This window comes from Arsenophonus endosymbiont of Aleurodicus floccissimus, assembly GCF_900343025.1.
In the GTDB taxonomy this organism is placed as follows: Bacteria; Pseudomonadota; Gammaproteobacteria; order Enterobacterales; family Enterobacteriaceae; genus Arsenophonus.
Genome location: NZ_OUND01000003.1, coordinates 61,643 through 81,891 on the forward strand (window position 1 = coordinate 61,643; position 20,249 = coordinate 81,891).

The 20,249-nt window shown below is 37.9% G+C and carries 17 protein-coding genes, 1 tRNA gene and 2 pseudogenes; 18 read left to right on the forward strand and 2 right to left on the reverse strand.

Going from position 1 to position 20,249, the window contains the following annotated elements; translation table 11 throughout:
* Window positions 1-9: 9 nt before the first annotated feature.
* Window positions 10-915 carry an archaetidylserine decarboxylase gene (gene asd, locus ARADI_RS10275; protein ID WP_119712001.1) on the reverse strand — a complete coding sequence of 302 codons (906 nt, stop codon included), beginning with the start codon at window positions 913-915 and terminating at the stop codon, window positions 10-12.
* 98 nt (window positions 916-1,013) lie between these two features.
* Window positions 1,014-2,063, reverse strand: coding sequence for a small ribosomal subunit biogenesis GTPase RsgA (rsgA, locus tag ARADI_RS10280; RefSeq protein WP_119712002.1), 1,050 nt, complete (start codon window positions 2,061-2,063; stop codon window positions 1,014-1,016).
* A gap of 137 nt (window positions 2,064-2,200) precedes the next feature.
* On the opposite strand from rsgA, the gene orn reads away from it, so the two are divergent.
* The 18 genes and pseudogenes from orn (at window position 2,201) to rplI (ending at window position 20,056) form a co-directional block, all read left to right on the forward strand.
* Window positions 2,201-2,746 carry an oligoribonuclease gene (orn, locus tag ARADI_RS10285; protein WP_119712003.1) on the forward strand — a complete coding sequence of 182 codons (546 nt, stop codon included), beginning with the start codon at window positions 2,201-2,203 and terminating at the stop codon, window positions 2,744-2,746.
* Between the two features lie 157 nt (window positions 2,747-2,903).
* Window positions 2,904-2,979, forward strand: a tRNA-Gly gene (locus ARADI_RS10290).
* Window positions 2,980-4,247: 1,268 nt separating this feature from the next.
* Window positions 4,248-4,706 (forward strand): tRNA (adenosine(37)-N6)-threonylcarbamoyltransferase complex ATPase subunit type 1 TsaE, encoded by a 459-nt coding sequence (gene tsaE / locus ARADI_RS10295; protein ID WP_119712004.1) that lies wholly within the window; start codon window positions 4,248-4,250, stop codon window positions 4,704-4,706.
* A 76-nt stretch (window positions 4,707-4,782) separates the two neighbouring features.
* On the forward strand, window positions 4,783-6,009 hold the full coding sequence (locus tag ARADI_RS10300) for an N-acetylmuramoyl-L-alanine amidase (protein ID WP_439647104.1): 1,227 nt from the start codon (window positions 4,783-4,785) through the stop codon (window positions 6,007-6,009).
* A gap of 21 nt (window positions 6,010-6,030) precedes the next feature.
* Window positions 6,031-7,972: pseudogene (mutL, locus tag ARADI_RS10310) on the forward strand (DNA mismatch repair endonuclease MutL).
* On the forward strand, window positions 7,965-8,906 hold the full coding sequence (gene miaA, locus ARADI_RS10315) for a tRNA (adenosine(37)-N6)-dimethylallyltransferase MiaA (protein WP_119712005.1): 942 nt from the start codon (window positions 7,965-7,967) through the stop codon (window positions 8,904-8,906). The pseudogene mutL and the gene miaA overlap by 8 nt, the downstream one beginning before the upstream one ends.
* A 110-nt stretch (window positions 8,907-9,016) precedes the next feature.
* Window positions 9,017-9,313, forward strand: a complete 297-nt coding sequence (hfq, locus tag ARADI_RS10320; protein WP_119712006.1) for an RNA chaperone Hfq — start codon at window positions 9,017-9,019, stop codon at window positions 9,311-9,313.
* Window positions 9,314-9,408: 95 nt separating this feature from the next.
* A complete protein-coding gene (gene hflX, locus ARADI_RS10325) occupies window positions 9,409-10,701 on the forward strand; it encodes a ribosome rescue GTPase HflX (protein WP_119712007.1) in 1,293 nt (430 codons plus the stop codon).
* Window positions 10,702-10,785: 84 nt separating this feature from the next.
* Window positions 10,786-12,003, forward strand: a complete 1,218-nt coding sequence (gene hflK, locus ARADI_RS10330; protein WP_119712008.1) for an FtsH protease activity modulator HflK — start codon at window positions 10,786-10,788, stop codon at window positions 12,001-12,003.
* 2 nt (window positions 12,004-12,005) lie between these two features.
* A complete protein-coding gene (gene hflC, locus ARADI_RS10335) occupies window positions 12,006-13,013 on the forward strand; it encodes a protease modulator HflC (RefSeq protein WP_119712009.1) in 1,008 nt (335 codons plus the stop codon).
* Window positions 13,014-13,186: 173 nt separating this feature from the next.
* Complete coding sequence (locus ARADI_RS10340; protein ID WP_119712215.1) at window positions 13,187-14,485, forward strand: adenylosuccinate synthase; 1,299 nt, start codon at window positions 13,187-13,189, stop codon at window positions 14,483-14,485.
* Between the two features lie 194 nt (window positions 14,486-14,679).
* Complete coding sequence (gene nsrR / locus ARADI_RS10345; protein ID WP_119712010.1) at window positions 14,680-15,102, forward strand: nitric oxide-sensing transcriptional repressor NsrR; 423 nt, start codon at window positions 14,680-14,682, stop codon at window positions 15,100-15,102.
* Window positions 15,103-15,159: 57 nt separating this feature from the next.
* Window positions 15,160-17,614 (forward strand): annotated as a pseudogene (gene rnr / locus ARADI_RS10350) (ribonuclease R).
* 55 nt (window positions 17,615-17,669) lie between these two features.
* A complete protein-coding gene (gene rlmB / locus ARADI_RS10355; protein WP_119712011.1) occupies window positions 17,670-18,407 on the forward strand; it encodes a 23S rRNA (guanosine(2251)-2'-O)-methyltransferase RlmB in 738 nt (245 codons plus the stop codon).
* A 211-nt stretch (window positions 18,408-18,618) separates the two neighbouring features.
* Window positions 18,619-19,011 carry a 30S ribosomal protein S6 gene (rpsF, locus tag ARADI_RS10360; protein WP_119712012.1) on the forward strand — a complete coding sequence of 131 codons (393 nt, stop codon included), beginning with the start codon at window positions 18,619-18,621 and terminating at the stop codon, window positions 19,009-19,011.
* A gap of 7 nt (window positions 19,012-19,018) precedes the next feature.
* Window positions 19,019-19,336, forward strand: coding sequence for a primosomal replication protein N (gene priB, locus ARADI_RS10365; protein WP_119712013.1), 318 nt, complete (start codon window positions 19,019-19,021; stop codon window positions 19,334-19,336).
* Window positions 19,337-19,340: 4 nt separating this feature from the next.
* Window positions 19,341-19,568 (forward strand): 30S ribosomal protein S18, encoded by a 228-nt coding sequence (gene rpsR, locus ARADI_RS10370; protein ID WP_000135199.1) that lies wholly within the window; start codon window positions 19,341-19,343, stop codon window positions 19,566-19,568.
* Window positions 19,569-19,606: 38 nt separating this feature from the next.
* Window positions 19,607-20,056, forward strand: a complete 450-nt coding sequence (rplI, locus tag ARADI_RS10375; protein ID WP_119712014.1) for a 50S ribosomal protein L9 — start codon at window positions 19,607-19,609, stop codon at window positions 20,054-20,056.
* The last annotated feature ends 193 nt before the right edge of the window (window positions 20,057-20,249 follow it).

Sequence of the window (20,249 nt, forward strand, 5' to 3'; positions counted from 1 at the left end):
TCAGATCCATCAATTAAATTTTGTCGATGGGTCTGGTTCCTCAGTATTTGGATAAATTGATTCTGCTAATAATTCTCCTACTCGAGTGACGGATCCTTGCTCTAGAGCAGAATTAAGTTTGATATGGTTAGATTCAAACAAATTGATAACAGTTGAACCCAGTTTGAATTTTCCCATTTCTTCACCTTTTTTCAGATAAACTGCACCAGTTTTATCTTTTTCTGGGTAAGTCCAACGTTTAATAACTCTGTCCCGTTGATTATTGACGCAGCCACACCAGCTAGTATCTATGCTACCAACAATTGCTGCGCCTATTAGAATTTGTGCCATTTTTCCAAACGATGTTTCAAAAATACAGATGAGGCGTTCATTACGGGCGAAAAGATTAGGGACGTTTGTTGCAGTCAGTTGATTAACAGAAAAGAGATCACCAGGAACATAAATCATTTCAGTTAGTAAGCCATCACAAGGCATATGGACACGATGATAGTCACGTGGAGATAAGTAAGTAGTTACAAACAAACCATTTTGAAACTGCTCGGTCAGTATATAATTACCTGCTAATAATACCTCTAAACTGTAAGAATGACCTTTAGCTTGTAGGATCTGATCATCGATAATTAATCCTAATTGGCTTATTACACCATCGGCTGGTAGAGCGAGTTGATTAGTAGCTGCAACAATAGGACGAATATTTTGTTTTAATGGGCGAGTAAAAAATTCATTGAAGGTAGAATAAGCGGAGAATTCACTTTCTTTAGCTTCCGCCATATCAACTTTATAAAACTTGGCAAAAAGCTTGATCATTAATTGGGTTAACCCAGCAGCTTTTTGATCCGCAAGCCAACCTGCTAATTGCGTTAGCCCTTGTTTTGGTAATAGATATTGTAATTTGATCTTTATTTTTTTCAGCACATTAACCTCTAATCTGATCCTAATGTTATTGGGTTGTAATCAAAAAAAGATAGTTATTTTACCTATGCTTTTTATGAATTCCAGAATTATGTTTATAACTATTTATTATCTGTAAAAGATACACGTGGTTTTATTTGTTCCATACTTGCTAAAATTCGATGGTAATTTTCGAAACGTGATTTTGCTATTTTTCCAGCGATTACCGCTTGTTGTAATGCACATCCAGGATCGTCTAAATGCTTGCAATCACGAAATTTGCAGTATCCCAAATATTGCCAGAATTCGACAAATCCTTTAGTTATTTGTTCCTTTGTTAGATGCCATAATCCAAATTCACGGATACCTGGTGAATCGATAAGATCACCTCCTTTGGCGAAGTGGTAAAGACGTGCCGTTGTTGTTGTATGTTGACCTAATCCTGAATTATCAGATATTTGGTTGATTAAGATTTTTTCTTCATTATCTGGTAATAAGTTATTAATCAAACTGGACTTACCAACACCAGATTGCCCGATAAAAATAGATATTTTTCCTATAAGGTTTTCAATAAGCGTATCTATTCCTTCATTAGTATGACTAGATACCTCTAAAACTACATAGCCAATGTTATGATAAAGTTTTATTGCTTTACTTATTTCTTTTCTGTTCTCTTTATTGAGTAGGTCAATTTTATTTAAAATAATCATTGGTGTAATATTAAGTGTTTCGCAGGCAACTAAATAACGATCAATAATATTTAATGATAATTTGGGTAAAATTGCTGAGATAATAATCGCTTGGTTGATATTAGCCGCGATAGGCTTGAGCCCGTTATAGTAATCGGGGCGAGTCAAAACCGATGTTCGTTCATAGACTGCTTCTATGACACCATTAACTTTTATATTAGATTGCTGATGTAGCGCAGGGCGCCAAATAACAAGATCACCTGTGATTAATGAGTGAATTGTTCGGCGAATATTACAGCGTTGAATGTCATCTTCATTTGTCTCGATATCTGCATGCTGACCAAAACGGCTAATAACTAACCCATCTTGGGGAATACCAAGATCATTATCATCAATATCTTGCTGAGATTGTTTTTTTAGCTTAGTTTGATGGTTTGCATATATTCGGTGTTGTTGGCCTTTGGTAAATTTCTTTTTAGCCACCTGACCTCACTAATTTTATTGGTTTGTTGATTGTTGATTGAATTCATTATCAAGAATTATCGCAGTTGTGCTTTTAAGAAGCTATCATACACTAAGTATTGCATGCTATCAGTTTAGAATTGAACCTAGGATATAACATGGTAAATAGTGAGAACAATTTGATATGGATAGATTTGGAAATGACGGGATTGGATCCAGAACAGAATCGTATCATTGAGATCGCAACAATCGTCACTGATTCCAATCTAACTATTTTATCCGAAGGGCCAGTGATTGCCATTCACCAACCAGAGCAACAGTTATCACTTATGGATGAGTGGAATGTTAAAATCCATACTGAAAGTGGATTGATTGATAGAGTTAAATCTAGTCAATATGATGAAAAAAAAGCAGAATTAGCCACAATTGCATTTTTAGAAAAGTGGTTACCTACGGGGGTTTCACCTATTTGTGGTAATAGTGTTGCTCAAGACCGTCGTTTTTTATTCAAATATATGCCTGAGTTAGAAAAATATTTTCATTACCGTTATTTAGATGTGAGTAGCTTAAAAGAGCTGGTGCGCCGTTGGAAGCCTGATATATTGGCTGGTTTTACGAAAAAAAATACCCATCAGGCTTTAGAAGATATAAGGGAATCTATTGCAGAATTAGCTTATTATCGTCAACACTTTATCAACCTTTAAATCGTGTTATGTTTATGCTGATTATAAGCGATTTGGCTGTTTTAATCAGCATTTAGCTTGAAAATAGATTTTTTATGGTTAAAAGTATTTGTCTGTTTGAGAATTTTTCGTATAGTTCGCAACCCATAGTGATTGGTAATATTGTTGTTATAAATATGCGAGAATAGCTCAGTTAGTAGAGCACGACCTTGCCAAGGTCGGGATCGCGAGTTCGAGTCTTGTTTCCCGCTCCAAATTCTCCTTTTATCATAATTAGCATAAAATCCTGTGATATAATTTATTGTTTTTTATTATATTTTTTTGTTCTTTCAGCTTATTAATTACTCAAAGTTTAGTGGCCAATTTATACCTATTTTGTTGATGAGTTTTATTTTTCTGTTTTGGATTTTATTTAATTATAAGAATAAAATTTTTTGTTGCATTATGATGAAAACCGTCTATTTTTAAATAGGAGATTAGCTACTAACAGAAGTCACAGTCTTGATTAATTGTCAACAATTATATAGCTAATCAATCGAGACGAATTTAGTTGAAAAATCTGGCACATAGGACTTGCAAATCGTATCTGCTAGGCATAAAATTCCACTCCCGCAATTTTGAAGTAGATGTGATGTTGCAGCATATACTTTATCAGTGAAGTGAACAATGTGGTGTCATTCTTGGCAGGAAAATTATTTTAGTTTTTAAAATGTATTGTAGGTGAATTGATGTTGTTATTTACATTAATCTTAGAAATTTTATGGCTAAAACTGCTACATTTTCTTAGTTAAAATGTTTTAATAACTTATTCATTTACAATTCAATTTTGGGTTATGGTACACAGTGTTTATTTTGCTTTGTTGCACAGAGTTATCCACAGGCAAATGCGTTTTTCTATCGTTATCGCTATTGATGGTTTTCTTTATGAAAATCATTTAACTTATTGAAAATATTCAAAAAAATATTTACATTTTCTGATGATTGATTATATGGTTATTTTTTTATGATCAATGCATTTTTATTTTATGCACAAGTAAAATTAAAGTATCTATTCTAGAAAATATTGATGTTAATAACCAGATATTGCGTACAAGGCGCTATTATTATTTTGATAAGATTTTTATTTATAATAAAAATATCATTTTAACGATATATTTCAAGGTGTAACTACCTAAGGTAATATAACATTTTTAATAGCGGATATTTACCTATGTCTCAATATATTGTAGCGCCTTCTTAGTGATGTAAAAAAGCTTCTCTCAACCAAATAATTTTAATTGTTTAAGACAAAAATATTGCATAATAAACGTTAATTTTTTTATATAAATATGTATAGATAAAAATGATAGAATATTGATAAAAGCAAGTATCTGAGAAAGATTAACTAGTTGAATAATAAGCATATGATGTAAGTTTTATTGATAAATATGACATTAAATATCGCTATAATATTCGGTAAGTAATATTATTTTGTGATATATTTTATGAATTAAATTATTAAATAAAAAGTGGCAATATTTTCATGAAAGAACTTATATTATTGCTTGCTAATGAAAAGGCAACAATAACCTTAGGGCAGCGTTTAGCTCAGTTTTGTAAGCAAGTTTTTATTCTTTATTTATATGGAGACTTAGGTGCAGGGAAAACGACTTTTTGTCGCGGTTTTTTGCAAGGTTTAGGTTATCAAGGACATGCAAAAAGTCCAACTTACACGTTAGTTGAATCGTATTTGCTGGCTCCTAATCCTGTTTACCATTTTGATTTATATCGTTTAACTGATCCTGAAGAGCTTGAATTTATGGGTATCCGTGACTATTTTGATTGGCAGGCTATATGTTTGGTGGAGTGGCCAAAAAAAGGTGAAGTAATGCTACCATGCGCTGATCTTGAACTCTACCTGTCATATGACAATAATGGAAGACAAGCACGATTTGTCGCGTTATCAACATATGGGGAAATGTTATTAGAAAAATTGTCATAATAGGAATACTAATCATGATGAAGACTTCGATGATTAATATAATAAAAAGATGGCAAACTCATGTATTCTTTTATTAATGACAATGATATTACTTAGCAACTTATTATTGTCTAATGCACAGGCTGCAACTTTATCCAACATTCACGTCAATGATAATTTATCCGAGGCAAAAGTCACTTTACACTTTGCTGGCGGTAATCCAGAGTACCGCTTTTTTCCCCTTCATGAATTTGAGCGTTTGGTTGTTGATTTTCGTCAATCTGATCAGGTATCTGGATTACCAATGAAGTTTATAAATAATAATTTGCTTAAAGGGATCCGTACTAGTCATCCACCGAACAGTCAGTATCAACGTATTGTTATCGAATTGGCAAATGGAGTGAAAGTAAGTACGGTGGCTGAACAAATAAATCATCGCTATCAAATAGTTTTTACCTTAAAGAATAATCGTGCTGGGGCATCGCAGCCTAAGACATCTCAGTCCGCGACTGAAGCAACCAATAAATTGCTATCAATTGATTCACAAACTGAGAAAAAGTTAGCCAATAACTCACCAACTCCCTCAATATATAAAAATTTACCTAAAGGTACTCGGCAAGTTGTCGTGGCAATTGATGCTGGACATGGGGGTAAAGATCCAGGCGGAATTGGGCAAAATGGTCATCGTGAAAAGAATATAACAATGATAATTGCGCGTAAATTAGAGAATCATTTAAAGACAGATCCAATGTTTAAGCCAGTGATGACGAGTAATGACGATTATTTTATTTTTGTAGCGAGTCGTTTAGAAGTGGCACGACAAAAAGCGGCTGATATGCTCGTTTCAATTCATGCTGATGCAGCACCTAATAATCGTGCCCGAGGTGCTTCTGTGTGGGTGCTTTCTAATAAAAGAGCGAATAGTGAATTGGGTAATTGGCTTGAACAACATGAAAAGCAATCTGAATTATTAGGTGGTGCCGGTGATGCGTTAGCAAATGGTGCAGATCCTTATCTTAGCCAAGCTGTTTTAGATTTACAATTTGGCAATTGCCAACGTGTAGGTTATGCTGTCGCGGTAAAAGTACTGAGAGAATTAAGTAAAATTGGTAATATCCATAAATATGACCCAGAACATGCCGGTCTTGGTGTACTTCGTTCTCCCGACATTCCATCTATTCTGGTCGAAACAGGTTTTATTAGTAATATTTCTGAAGAGCGCCTTTTAGTTTCTGATGATTATCAGGAAAGTTTGGCAATAGCTATTCATCAAGGATTACGCAATTATTTTACCCAACACCCCTTACAAGCAGCGCCAAAATGATGGAATATGGCAGAGGTCATTATGTCAGCGATACAAACTCTTTCTCTTCAGTTAGCTAATCAAATTGCTGCGGGTGAAGTTGTTGAACGCCCATCATCGGTTGTGAAAGAGTTAGTCGAAAATAGTCTTGATGCTGGCGCCAGCCGTATTGATATTGAAATTGAGCGTGGTGGGGTAAAACTTATTCGTATCCATGACAATGGTAGTGGTATCGCCAAAGAAGATTTAACACTAGCGTTGGAGCGACACGCTACCAGTAAAATAGCCACGCTAGAAGATCTGGCCGCTATTATGAGTATGGGATTTAGAGGAGAAGCGCTGGCCAGTATTAGTTCGGTTTCTCGTTTAATACTAACATCACGCGTCGAGACTCAGACAGAAGCCTGGCAAGCTTATGCTGAAGGGCGTGAGATGAATATTACGCTAAAACCTGCTGCTCACCCAATAGGAACAACAGTTGAAGTTCTTGATCTGTTATTATAATACGCCGGCTCGACGTAAATTTTTACGTACAGAAAAAACCGAATTTAGCCATATTGATGAGATTGTACGCAGAATAGCTTTAGCGCGTTTCGATGTTGCAATCAATTTGCATCATAATGGTAAATTAGTTCGCCAGTATCGAGCGACAAATAGTGAAGAGCTATATGAACGACGCTTAGCTGCTATTTGTGGCACTTCTTTTATACAAAATGCGCTGAAATTATGTTGGCAACATGGTGATTTAGCCATTAAAGGCTGGATAACTAATCCCTATTTAGGTAAGGCTGCTGAAATTCAATATTGTTATGTTAATGGGCGCATAATGCGCGATCGATTAATCAATCATGCAATTCGTCAGGCCTATGCTGATCGTCTGGAAGAAGAACAGCAAGCGGCTTATGTGCTTTATTTAACCATTCATCCTCATCAGGTTGATGTTAATGTTCATCCAGCCAAACAGGAAGTCCGTTTTCACCAAGCGAGATTGGTTCATGATTTTATCTATCAGGGTGTGAACACGGTACTAAGCCAACAACACCAAAAACAATTTAATCAAGTCTCTGTTAGTTCAAACCAGGAAACTCATCTTGCTTCAGGATTACAAAATCGGTTAGCTGCGGGTGAAAATTTTTTTGCATCAGATGATTCAAAGCAGCATTTAGTTAATAAAGAGCAAGAAGCACAAGTAATAACAGAATTAAGTGCCAGTAGCCAAATTTCGCCGTCTAAAACAGCACCATTTTCTTGTTACAATAATGGAAAAATAGCTAAAAAAATCTATAACAAAAAACAGGGTGAGCTTTATCAGCAATTGATGCAAAATGAAACATCTAAACAAGAAAAAATCCCACTTTTTCCAGAACGAGAATCGATAAAAATTGAAAAAATAGCAGTAAAGTCGGTTGATATAGAAAAAAATGATAAAAATTATACAGTTGGTAAAATACTAACAATTTATTCTAAAAATTTCGCATTTATTGAATCATCATTTGGAATAGGTTTGTTATCATTAGCGGAAGCTGAGCGATATTTAAAACGAAGTCAATTAATTCCTACTGATAAAGAATTAAAATCTCAGCCCTTACTGATACCAATAAAGCTCGTATTAACAGAAAAGGAAATTGAAACTTTTTATAGAGTAAAGGTATTATTAAGTACCTTAGGTTTTGACATCAATATTTCTCATAACAAAGCAACAATTAGTGGTGTATCTTGTCCCTTGAGATTACAAAATTTAGCTGAACTATTTCCAAAACTATTGAAATATCTTGCTCAAAATACTTCTTGTCAGTTGATGGAATTAGTTGTTTGGTTAGCAGATCATTTAGTGAATGAAAAACAAGTGTGGACGATTGCACAAGGGGTACAGTTATTAGCGGATCTGGAGCGGGCTTACCCTGAATTAGTTAAAGAACCACCGAAAACATTACTACAACTAATTGATTTTGAATCGGTGATAACGGCTTTAACTCATGAGTAAACAAATTTTTCAACATAAACCGCAAGCGGTTTTTATCATGGGGCCAACGGCGTCAGGAAAGACAGCATTGGCAATCGCATTGCGTCAACAATTACCCGTTGAAATAATTAGTGTAGATTCTGCTTTAATTTATCGCGGTATGGATATAGGAACAGCGAAACCAACACGGGAAGAGCAACAAATTGCTCCACACCGATTAATTGACATATTGGATCCTGCACAGTCTTATTCGGCAGCAGATTTTCGCCGTGATGCTTTATTAGAAATGGAAAAAATTGTCGCATGGGGCCGTATTCCCCTAATCGTTGGGGGGACTATGCTATATTTTAAAGCATTATTGGATGGGTTGTCACCCTTACCTTCTGCTGATGTTACAATTCGGGCAGAAATTGAAATGCAAGCGAAACAATTTGGTTGGGGTGCAATTCATAAACGTTTGCAAGCGGTTGATCCAATATCTGCAGCTAGAATCCATCCTAATGATCCTCAACGATTGTCTCGTGCCTTGGAGGTTTTCTTAGTTTCCGGGAAGAGTCTGACAGAATTAACTGAAATTGTAGAGGCAGAATTACCTTATAATGTGTTACAGTTTGCGGTTTCACCGCAAGATCGTAAAATTCTCCACCAACGTATTGAGATGCGCTTCCTACAAATGTTGAAGACCGGTTTTGAGGATGAAGTTAGCGCTCTTTATGCTAGAGGCGATCTCCATGGGGAGCTACCCGCTATACGTTCTGTTGGTTATCGTCAGATGTGGTCATATTTGTCTGGTGAAATCAGCTATGATGAAATGGTTTATCGTGGTATATGTGCAACACGTCAATTGGCTAAACGTCAAATTACGTGGTTAAGAGGATGGAAAAACCTGCATAGACTCGATAGCGATGATATTAAGGGAATTCTTAACACAATATTGCATGTTATTAGTGCATAGGTTTGCTATTTATGTACAATTGGTGGTAAAGGCACAATTTTTTTGAGTAGTTAATTTTTTCGAACCATAAAGGTTTTTAGTTAAAAACAACAAAATAAGGAAAATAGAGAATGGCTAAGGGGCAATCTTTGCAAGATCCGTTCCTAAACGCGTTACGTCGTGAAAGGGTTCCGGTTTCCATTTATTTGGTCAATGGTATCAAATTACAAGGTCAAATCGAATCATTTGATCAATTTGTTATTTTACTGAAAAACACAGTAAGCCAAATGGTATATAAGCATGCTATTTCTACTGTAGTACCTTCTCGTCCTGTATCTCACCATAGTAATCAAGGGGGTAGTACAGGCTTAGGTAATTACAATACAGGTAATGTGGCAGTTCCACAGGATAGTGATGCGACTGAATAATTTAGTTAATTATCTGAACAAAAAATACAGGTAAAGTTCCTTTTACCTGTATTTTGCCTGTTTGATATTTTTTAAGTCTAAGAGGAGTTGTGCTTTTGTTTGATAGACATGAAGGTGGGGAATTAGCTGTTCTTGTGCATGTTTTTTTCTCTAATGAAAAAGATACTGAAAACCTAATTGAATTTGAATCATTAGTCATCTCTGCGGGCATTAAGCCAGTACAGATAATCACAGGAAATCGCAAATCACCGCAGGCTAAATATTTTGTTGGTGAGGGTAAAGCGGAAGAAATCGCAGCAGCTGTTAAAGACAGTAATGCTAATGTGGTTCTTTTTGATCATACGTTAAGCCCTTCACAGGAAAGAAATCTTGAGCGATTATGTCAGTGTCGAGTTATTGATCGTACGGGTTTAATTTTAGATATATTTGCACAGCGCGCACGTACACATGAAGGTAAATTACAAGTTGAATTAGCTCAGTTAAGGCGTATTTCTACTCGTTTAGTACTTGGCTGGACTCACCTTGAACGGCAAAAAGGAGGGATCGGCTTACGTGGACCTGGTGAAACGCAACTTGAAACGGATCGTCGATTGATCCGCGGTAAAATTCGACAAATTCTTTCTCGGTTGGCTAAGGTAGAAAAGCAGAGAGAGCAGGGTAGACAAGTTAGAAGTAAAGCGGGTATTCCCACCATATCATTGGTAGGTTACACTAATGCAGGTAAGTCTAGTCTGTTTAATCAAATGACAAAGTCTGAAGTATATGCAGCAGATCAATTATTTGCGACATTAGATCCTACATTACGGCGTATTGATATTGATGATGTTGGGGTGACAGTGTTGGCTGATACTGTAGGTTTTATTCGCCATCTACCTCACGATCTGGTCGCTGCATTTAAAGCAACATTGCAGGAAACACGCGAAGCCAGTCTATTATTACATGTTGTCGATGCCGCGGATAACCGTATGGAAGAAAATATCCGCGCAGTTGAGACTGTACTAGAAGAAATTGAGGCTAATGAAATTCCGGCGCTGTTAGTCATGAATAAAATTGACATGTTGAATGGATTTACTCCCCGTGTTGATCGCGATGAGAATAATGTCCCTATTCGGGTTTGGCTCTCTGCTCAAACTGGTGAAGGGATTCCATTATTATTACAGGCGCTGACAGAACATCTTTCTAGTGAAATTGTACACTATGAATTGCGTTTACCGCCAGAAGCAGGTCGTTTGCGCAGTCGATTCTATCAACTTCAGGCAATCGAATATGAAGAAATGGATAAAGATGGCAGTATCATGCTTGAAGTGAAGCTGCCCATTGTTGACTGGCAAAGACTTTGCAAGCAAGAACAACCTTTACTTGAGTACATTGTTAAGTCAACACACTAAATGTGGTCAATAAATTGAACAAATTAAGAGTAAATATTTTGCTCTTAGCCCTGAAAAACCAATCATAACGAATGGAGCTATAACATGGCGTGGAATCAGCCCGGTAATAACGGACAGGACCGCGACCCGTGGGGAAGCAGCAATAGCGGCAACTCCAGTGGTAATAAAGGTAATCGGAAAAAGGGAACAACTGATCTTGACGATCTGCTCCGCAAGTTGAGTCGCAAACTTGGTGGTTTAGGTGGGAATAATAAAGGTAAAAATGGTTCGAGTAATCAAAATGGCGTCAATATAAACGGCCGTTTTATCGTATTTATTATTGCAGCAATCGTTATTATTTGGGCTGCAAGTGGTTTTTATACGATAAAAGAGAGTGATCGTGGCGTCGTTTTCCGTTTTGGTAAATATAGCCATACTGTTGAACCGGGTTTAAATTGGAAACCAAATTTTATTGAAAAAGTGATTCCGGTTAATGTTGAAACCATTCGCGAACAAGCGACTAATGGTATGATGTTAACTTCGGATGAAAATGTTATTCAAGTAGAAATGAACGTCCAGTATCGCGTAACAGATCCGGCTCAATATTTATTTAATGTTACTAACCCGGATAACAGTTTACGTCAGGCAATAGATAGTGCAGTACGTGGAATTATTGGCCAATCAGCAATGGAACAGGTGTTAACGACGAAACGTGCCTTTATCCGTGATGAAACACAAAAAGAGTTAGAAAATACGATAAGACCTTATAATATGGGTATAACGATATTAGATGTTAACTTCCAGGCTGCTCGTCCACCGGAAGCGGTTAAAGCGGCATTTGATGATGTTATTGCAGCACGAGAAGAAGAACAGAAGACCATTCGTGAAGCGCAAGCTTATCGTAATGAGGTTTTGCCATTAGCGAAAGGTAATGCGCAGAAATTGATTGAAGAAGCAACAGCTTATAAATCAAGTGTGGTTTTCAAGGCGGAAGGTGAAGTAGCCAGCTTTGCCAAAATGTTGCCAGAATATCGAGCTGCTCCTCAAATCACTCGTGAACGTTTATATATTGAGGCAATGGAACGAGTACTAGGTCATACGCGTAAGGTTATTGTTAACGACAAGAGCAATAGTATGTTAGTGTTGCCGTTAGAGCAGATTTTACTCAGTGGAAGCAAAGATAAAGCAGCAGATATACAAAAAATAACACCCCCAAAAGTTATTCAGCAATCAGATATTTCTACTGAATCGCCTTATTCATATAGCTATGGTACGCGGGATAATGCTCGGGGCAGTAATTCAACTCGTATAGGGAGACAATAATCATGCGTAAGTCAGTGATTGTTATTATTGTTGCTGCATTAGTTGTGTTGTATATGTCAATTTTCACCGTTCAACAGACAGAAAGAGGTATTATTCTACGGTTTGGTAAGGTTGTGCGTGATAATGACAATAAACCTATTATTTATGAGCCAGGTTTGCACTTCAAAATACCATTTATTGAAACGGTAAAAATGTTGGATGCTCGTATTCAGACATTAGATGTTCAGGCAGATCGCTATCTGACTCGAGAAAATAAAGATTTAATGGTTGATTCCTATTTAAAATGGCGAATTACTGATTTTAGTCGTTACTATGTGGCGACCGGTGGTGGTAATCCTTATCAAGCTGAAACTTTACTGAAACGTAAATTTAGTGATCGTCTGCGTTCAGAATTTGGCCGTTTAAATGTGAAAGATATTATTACCGATTCTCGCGGGCGCTTGACCGTCGATGTGCGTGATACACTTAATAAAGGTTCAGGTTCAGATACAGAAGCGACAAAAGATGCAGATCAGGCTATTGCCTCGGCAGCAGCCCGTTTTGATAAAGAGATCAAAGGTAATTCGTCAGTTGTTAATCCAAACAGCATGGCAGCGTTAGGGATCCAAGTTGTCGATGTTCGCATCAAACGTATTGAATTGCCAAGTGAAGTTTCGGAAGCGATATATCAACGTATGCGCGCTGAACGAGAGGCTGTAGCACGTCAACATCGTTCACAAGGTCAAGAAGAGGCCGTGAAGATCCGTGCAGCAGCGGATAAAACAGTGACCGAGACATTGGCAGAAGCGGAGCGCACGGCACTGAAATTACATGGTGAAGGGGATGCGATGGCAACTAAGCTATTTGCTGATGCATTTAACCAAGATCCTAATTTCTATGCTTTTATTCGTAGTTTACGGGCATACGAAAAGAGCTTTAGTAAAAATGGTGATGATGTGATGATATTAAGCCCAGATACCGATTTTTTCCGCTATATGCGAGCACCAACTAAACAAAGAGCGGTACAGTGATCATTTAAAGATAAATGAAATGATTTTACCAATTGACTCTAGGTAAGCCGGCATTCGGCAGGCTTTAATCTGTTAAGATTGTCATGAAAAGAGGTATTGGTGTTATAAAAATTGCTGGCAGCTAATGATTGAAATGGTAGAATTCTTTTTTAAGCAATCGAGTGAATTTTGAAATGGGTAAAAACGTTGTCGTATTAGGTACTCAGTGGGGTGATGAAGGTAAAGGTAAAATAGTCGATTTACTAACTGAACGCGTTAAGTATGTTGTTCGTTACCAAGGTGGGCATAATGCTGGTCATACGCTAGTGGTTAATGGTGAGAAAACTGTTCTCCATCTTATCCCATCAGGTATTTTGCGTGAAAATGTTGTAAGCATGATTGGCAATGGTGTGGTATTAGCGCCTGATGCATTAATGGATGAAATGAAAAAATTGGAAGCGCGCGGCGTGCCAGTGCGCGAACGCCTCAAAATTTCGGCAACTTGTCCATTAATCTTGCCCTATCATGTTACTTTAGATAATGAGCGTGAAAAAGCGCGAGGCGCAAAAGCGATAGGAACAACCGGCCGGGGCATTGGACCTGCTTATGAAGATAAAGTTGCCCGGCGTGGATTACGTGTTGGAGATCTGTTTAATAAAGAAACCTTTCTAGTCAAACTTAAAGAAATTGTTGATTACCATAATTTTCAATTAGTGAATTATTATAAAGCACCTGTAATCGATTACCAAAAAACATTAGATGATATTATGGTTATTGCCGATATTTTGACGGCGATGACCGTTGATGTGGTTGATTTATTATACAAAGCGCATCAAAAAGGCGAATTAGTGATGTATGAAGGCGCTCAGGGAACATTGCTGGACATTGATCATGGTACTTATCCCTATGTGACTTCATCAAACACAACGGCGGGCGGGGTTGCCACTGGTTCAGGATTAGGTCCGCGTTATATTGATTATGTTTTAGGAATATTGAAAGCTTATTCTACCCGTGTAGGCGGCGGTCCTTTTCCAACGGAGTTGTCTGATGAGACCGGCGAATACCTGCATGAAAAAGGGCAAGAATTTGGTGCAACAACAGGCCGTTGCCGTCGTACAGGTTGGTTAGATATTGTTGCTATTAACCGGGCAGTTCAAATCAATTCTCTTTCTGGTTTCTGTTTAACTAAATTAGATGTATTAGACGGTTTGGATGAAGTGAAACTTTGTGTTGCTTATCGAAAACCAGATGGGACTGAATTGACTATAACGCCGTTAGTGGTAGAGGAATGGGAAGATTTAGTGCCGATATATGAAACGTTACCAGGCTGGAGTGAAAGTACTTTTGGGGTTAAAGAATATAATCAATTACCTAAAGCAGCCATTGATTATATTAAACGGATTGAGGAATTAACCGGGATACCGATAGATATTATTTCGACCGGACCTGATCGTGCTGAAACAATGATATTACGAGATCCTTTTGATATATAGTTTTACCACTCAATAATATTGCTCAAAGAATGACGCCTGAACATTCAGGCGTTATTTTTATATCTAGTAATTCATATTACCTGATTACTGATCAATTTTGCTTAATATGATAAAAATTTACATAATAGATATAACTAAATGAATTAATGGCAAGAAGATGTCTTTCCATTTTTGTTTTATAACCAGAGGTTAATGTGCAGTTAACAAGTTTTACTGATTATGGCTTAAGAGCATTAATTTATATGGCTTCATTACCTAAGGATGAAAGAACTAATATTACTGAAGTTGCTAATGTATACGGTGTCTCGCGTGACCATATGGTAAAAATTATTAATCAATTAAGCCGATGTGGACTTGTTACTGCGGTGAGAGGGAAAAATGGGGGTATTTACTTAGGCAAGCCAGCTGAGCAGATCCGGATAGGTGATGTTGTTCGCCAATTAGAGCCTCTGGCATTAGTTAATTGCTGTAGCGATTTTTGCCATATTACTTCTGCTTGTCGATTAAAAAAAATATTAAATCAAGCAATTGAATTTTTTTTAAATGAATTAGATAGATATACACTGGCAGATCTAATAGAAAACAACAAGCCACTTTATGAGTTACTATTAAAATAAATAACAGGCCTGGTGTATTCGTAGGTATATTAATCGATGTGGTAGCGGAGGTGAGTGATGGCAAAAGATCCTTATAAAGACCGGGAAGCTGAAAAATATCATTCACCAATTGCAAGTCGTGAATATATTTTAGAGGTATTAGCAGAATTTACTAAGCCAGTAAGTCGACAAGAAATCGCCAGAATATTAAAGTTAACTAAAGAAGAAGAATTAGAGGCTTTGCGGCGCCGCTTACGTGCTATGGAACGTGATGGGCAATTGGTATTTACTCGTCGTCAATGTTATGCCTTACCTGAACGCCTTGATTTACTTAAAGGTACAGTTATTGGCCATCGTGATGGTTTTGGTTTTTTACGGGTAGAAGACCAGAAAGACGATTTTTACCTTTCTTTAGAAGAAATGAAAAAAGCGCTGCATGGTGATGTTGTACTTATCCAACCATTGGGTAAAGATCGGCGAGGACGTACAGAAGTTCGCATTGTTCGAGTGCTTGTCCCACGAAATCATCATATTGTAGGACGTTATTTTTTAGAATCGGGGATGGGGTATGTAGTCCCTGATGATAGTCGACTGTCCTTTGACATATTGATCCCTAAAGAGCAGGTTAACGGTGCTAGGATAGGAAATGTGGTTGTTGTTGAGATGACAACCCGACCAGCGCGCCATACCCAGGCAGTAGGAAATATTGTCGAAGTATTAGGCGAAAGCATGGGGACTAACATTGCGGTAGAGATTGCATTAAGAACCTATGAAATTCCGTATAGTTGGCCGCCACAGGTTGAGAAGCAAGTTGCTGATTTGTCCGAACAGATCCCTGCGTCAGCAAAAAAAGGGCGAGTAGACTTATGTCATCTACCTTTAGTCACCATTGATGGCGAAGATGCCCGAGATTTTGATGATGCGGTTTATTGTATGCTGAAAGAAGACGGTGGCTGGTGCTTATGGGTCGCGATTGCTGATGTTAGTTATTATGTGCGGCCACAAACGGCTTTAGATAATGAAGCGGTTAGTCGGGGAAATTCAGTCTATTTTCCATCACGAGTGATCCCTATGTTGCCTGAAATTCTTTCTAATGGGTTATGTTCATTAAACCCTGAGGTTGAGAGGCTTTGCATAGTATGTGAAATGCAGCTATCGGCGGAAGGGAAAATTAGTTCATCTAAATTTTATGAAGCCGTGATGCGTTCTCATGCCAGATTGACTTATACCAAAGTCTGGAAAATTTTACAGGGTGACGAAGAATTACGTCAACATTATCAAGACCTGGTGCCGCATTTAGAACAACTTCATCGATTATATAAAGCGTTAGATAGCGCGCGCATAAAACGCGGGGCTATCTCCTTTGAATCTGAAGAAGCTAAATTTATTTTTAATGCAGAAAAACGCATTGAGCGGATAGAGCCGGTTGAACGTAATGATGCGCATAAATTAATTGAAGAGTGTATGATTTTAGCGAATATCGCTGCCGCACATTTTGTTGAGCGTAATAAAGAACCTAGCTTGTACCGTGTCCATGATAGGCCAAAACAAGAGAGTATTGTAAATTTGCGGATGGTATTTAGCGAGCTGGGTTTGACATTGCCAGGTGGCATGAAACCACAGTCGGCTGATTATGCTAAAGTTATGGATGAAGTGGCTGAACGTCCGGATCATGAATTGCTGCAAACAATGATTTTGCGTTCAATGAAACAGGCTATTTATGATCCTGAAAATAGAGGGCATTTTGGCTTAGCACTGAAATCTTATGCCCATTTCACTTCACCGATCCGTCGATATCCTGATTTAGCGTTACATCGTTCAATTAAATATCTTTTATCTGGCCAACATGGAAACAATCAATATAGCTCGATGCCAACCGGTGGTTGGCATGCTGATACTAATGAAATGCTACAATTGGGTGAGCATTGTTCAATGACAGAACGGCGAGCTGATGAAGCAACGAGAGATGTTACTGATTGGTTGAAATGTGATTTTATGCAAGATCAAGTTGGCAATGTATTTACTGGCATTATCACCAGTGTCACGGGTTTTGGCTTTTTTGTCCGCTTAAAAGATCTTTTTATTGATGGTCTGGTGCATGTCTCATCACTTAATAATGATTACTATCGCTACGATAATGTAGGACAGAGACTTATTGGTGAGTCTTCGGGGATGGTGTATCGTCTTGGTGATGAAGTTGAAATTAGCGTTGAAGCTGTACATATGGATGAACGCAAGATCGATTTCGCATTGATATCAACCTTACGTAAGGCGAAAAATCCAGGTAAAACAGCAAAAGAAAAAGCAAAAAAGCAATTTAAAAAAACAATTTCAACTCATAGCAAGCAAGATCACAGCCAGGATAAAAATTTTGAGCCCAATAGCGGCATTTATTAAAGCGAATAAAAAAGGCAGCGGCAACGCTAAAAAAGTAAATAAGAAAGGTAAAAAGGTTTCTGATAAAAGTAAAAAAATTGCCACAAAATTGATAGCAAAAAAGCACAAAAATAATCTTAGTTATTTTTATTACTGATCTTCATCGGCAATGATTGACTATCTTTGAGAGTTATTAAGTAATTGATAAATTTATGAGTGAAATTATTTATGGTATTCATGCAGTGCAAGCACTGCTGGAGTGGGATCCATCACGCTTAAAACAAGTTTATGTGCTCAAAGGGCGTGAAGATAAACGTTTATTGCCGGTTATTCACCAGCTTGAAAAATTGGGTATCATTATCCAGTTAGCTAATCGTCAATGGATGGATAAGCAGACAGAGAACGCTGTTCATAAGGGTATTATTGCCCAGGTAAAACCCGGGCGGCAATATCAAGAGAGTGATTTAGATATTATTATTTCTCAGACAAAATCACCCTTTTTGCTTATATTAGATGGTATTACCGATCCACATAACTTAGGCGCTTGTTTACGCAGCGCAGAGGCTGCCGGTATTGATGCGGTTATTGTACCAAAGGATAAATCTGCTCAACTTAATGCCATCTCTAAGAAAGTTGCCTGTGGCGCAGCTGAGAGTATGCCATTAATTCGGGTTACCAATCTTGCACGGACACTACGCCAATTACAGCAGCATCATATCTGGATTGTTGGCACTGCAGGTGACGCCAATCATACATTATATGAGAGTAAGTTAACCGGGGCGGTTGCATTGGTGATGGGTGCTGAAGGTGAAGGCATGCGTCGTTTAACAAGGGAACATTGTGATGAACTGATTAGTATTCCAATGGCAGGTATGGTTTCGTCTTTAAATGTCTCTGTTGCGACCGGCGTTTGTTTATTCGAAGCAGTGCGTCAACGGCAAAGTCATTGAGAAAAAAGTAAGATCATTGATAATCTTGACAAGATTACCTGACCCAATTTAATGGTGATAAGTGATGATTTAATCTATTGCTTGAGTTTTAACTAAAAGATAGGTATAGTTACGCGTTGATTTTTCAGCCACACTTAAATAAGTTCCTTGCCTCCATGGGATGCGGCTGACCCTGAACAGGAGGCTGATTAATCCGTAAGGAGCAAAACTCATGCGTCATTACGAAATCGTTTTTATGGTTCACCCGGACCAAAGCGAGCAAGTTGCGGGTATGATTGAGCGTTATAGTAGTTCTATCACCGAAGCGCAAGGTCAAATCCATCGCTTGGAAGACTGGGGTCGCCGTCAATTGGCTTATCCAATCAATAAATTGCACAAAGTACACTATGTTCTGATGAACGTTGAAGCGCCGCAAGAAGAGATTGATGAGTTAGAAACAAACTTCCGCTTCAATGATGCCGTTGTCCGCAGCATGATTATGCGTGTTAAGTATGCGGTTACTGAAGCTTCTCCAATGGTTAAAGCCAAAGACGATCGTCGCAGTCGTGATTTGGTTGATGAAGACCTGGAAGGAATTGAGGTTGCTGAGGATTCTGAAGAGTAAATTTGGTGTGAATACTAATCGATTGGTGCTGTCAGGCAAAATCTGTAATGTGCCGATAAGAAAAGTCAGTCCAGCTGGGGTCCCTCACTGCCAGTTTTTGCTCGAACATCGTTCACAGCAGCAGGAAGCAGGTTTTGATCGGCAAGTATGGTGTAGAATAACCATCATCGCCAGCGGACAAAAATTACAACAGTTTACTCACAGTATAACGGTCGGTAGTTGGATCACGATTATCGGTTTTATTAGTAGCCATCAGGGCGCTAATGGATTGAATAACTTGGTGCTTCACGCCGAGCAGATTGAATTGATAGATTCTGGAGGCTAGCCAAATGGCACGTTATTTCCGTCGTCGTAAGTTCTGCCGTTTTACAGCGGAAGGCGTTCAAGAGATTGATTATAAAGATATCGCAACGCTAAAAAACTATATCACTGAAAGTGGTAAAATTGTACCAAGTCGTATCACTGGTACTCGTGCAAAATACCAGCGTCAGCTCGCTCGTGCTATCAAGCGCGCGCGTTACCTGTCTCTGTTGCCATATACTGATCGTCATCAGTAATTGGCACGGTCCATTAACGACTTAAAGAGGATAAGGTAATGCAAATTATTCTACTGGATAAAGTAGCAAACTTGGGTAGCCTGGGTGATAAAGTTGATGTTAAAGCGGGTTATGCTCGTAACTATTTGGTTCCGCAGGGAAAAGCTGTTCCTGCAACTAAAAAGAATGTTGAATTTTTTGAAGCACGCCGTGCCAAATTAGAAGCTAAATTAGCCGATGTTCTAGCTATTGCGGAAGGGCGTGCTGAAAAAATTAATTCATTAGCTACAGTAACCATCGCCTCTAAAGCCGGTGATGAAGGTAAACTGTTTGGTTCGATCGGGACTCGTGATATTGCTCAGGCAGTCACTGCTGCCGGTGTTGAGGTTATGAAAAGCGAGGTTCGCTTACCAAATGGTGTATTGCGTACTGTTGGTGAACACGAAGTTCATTTCCAAGTGCATAGTGATGTATTTGCAAAACTGAATGTAAATATTATTGTTGAATAATTGCTTTCTGATTATTAGGCACAAACAAAAACACCAGCTGATGCTGGTGTTTTTGTTCCGATTTCTATCAGCTAAATCATTGTTGCTATCAATCATACAAAGTCAATTGTTTTACTTTTTTATCTCTGCCAAGTGTTACAGGAATTTTGGGCTGGTAGTCGATAATTTTAATTCATGAAATTGTTACTGTTCA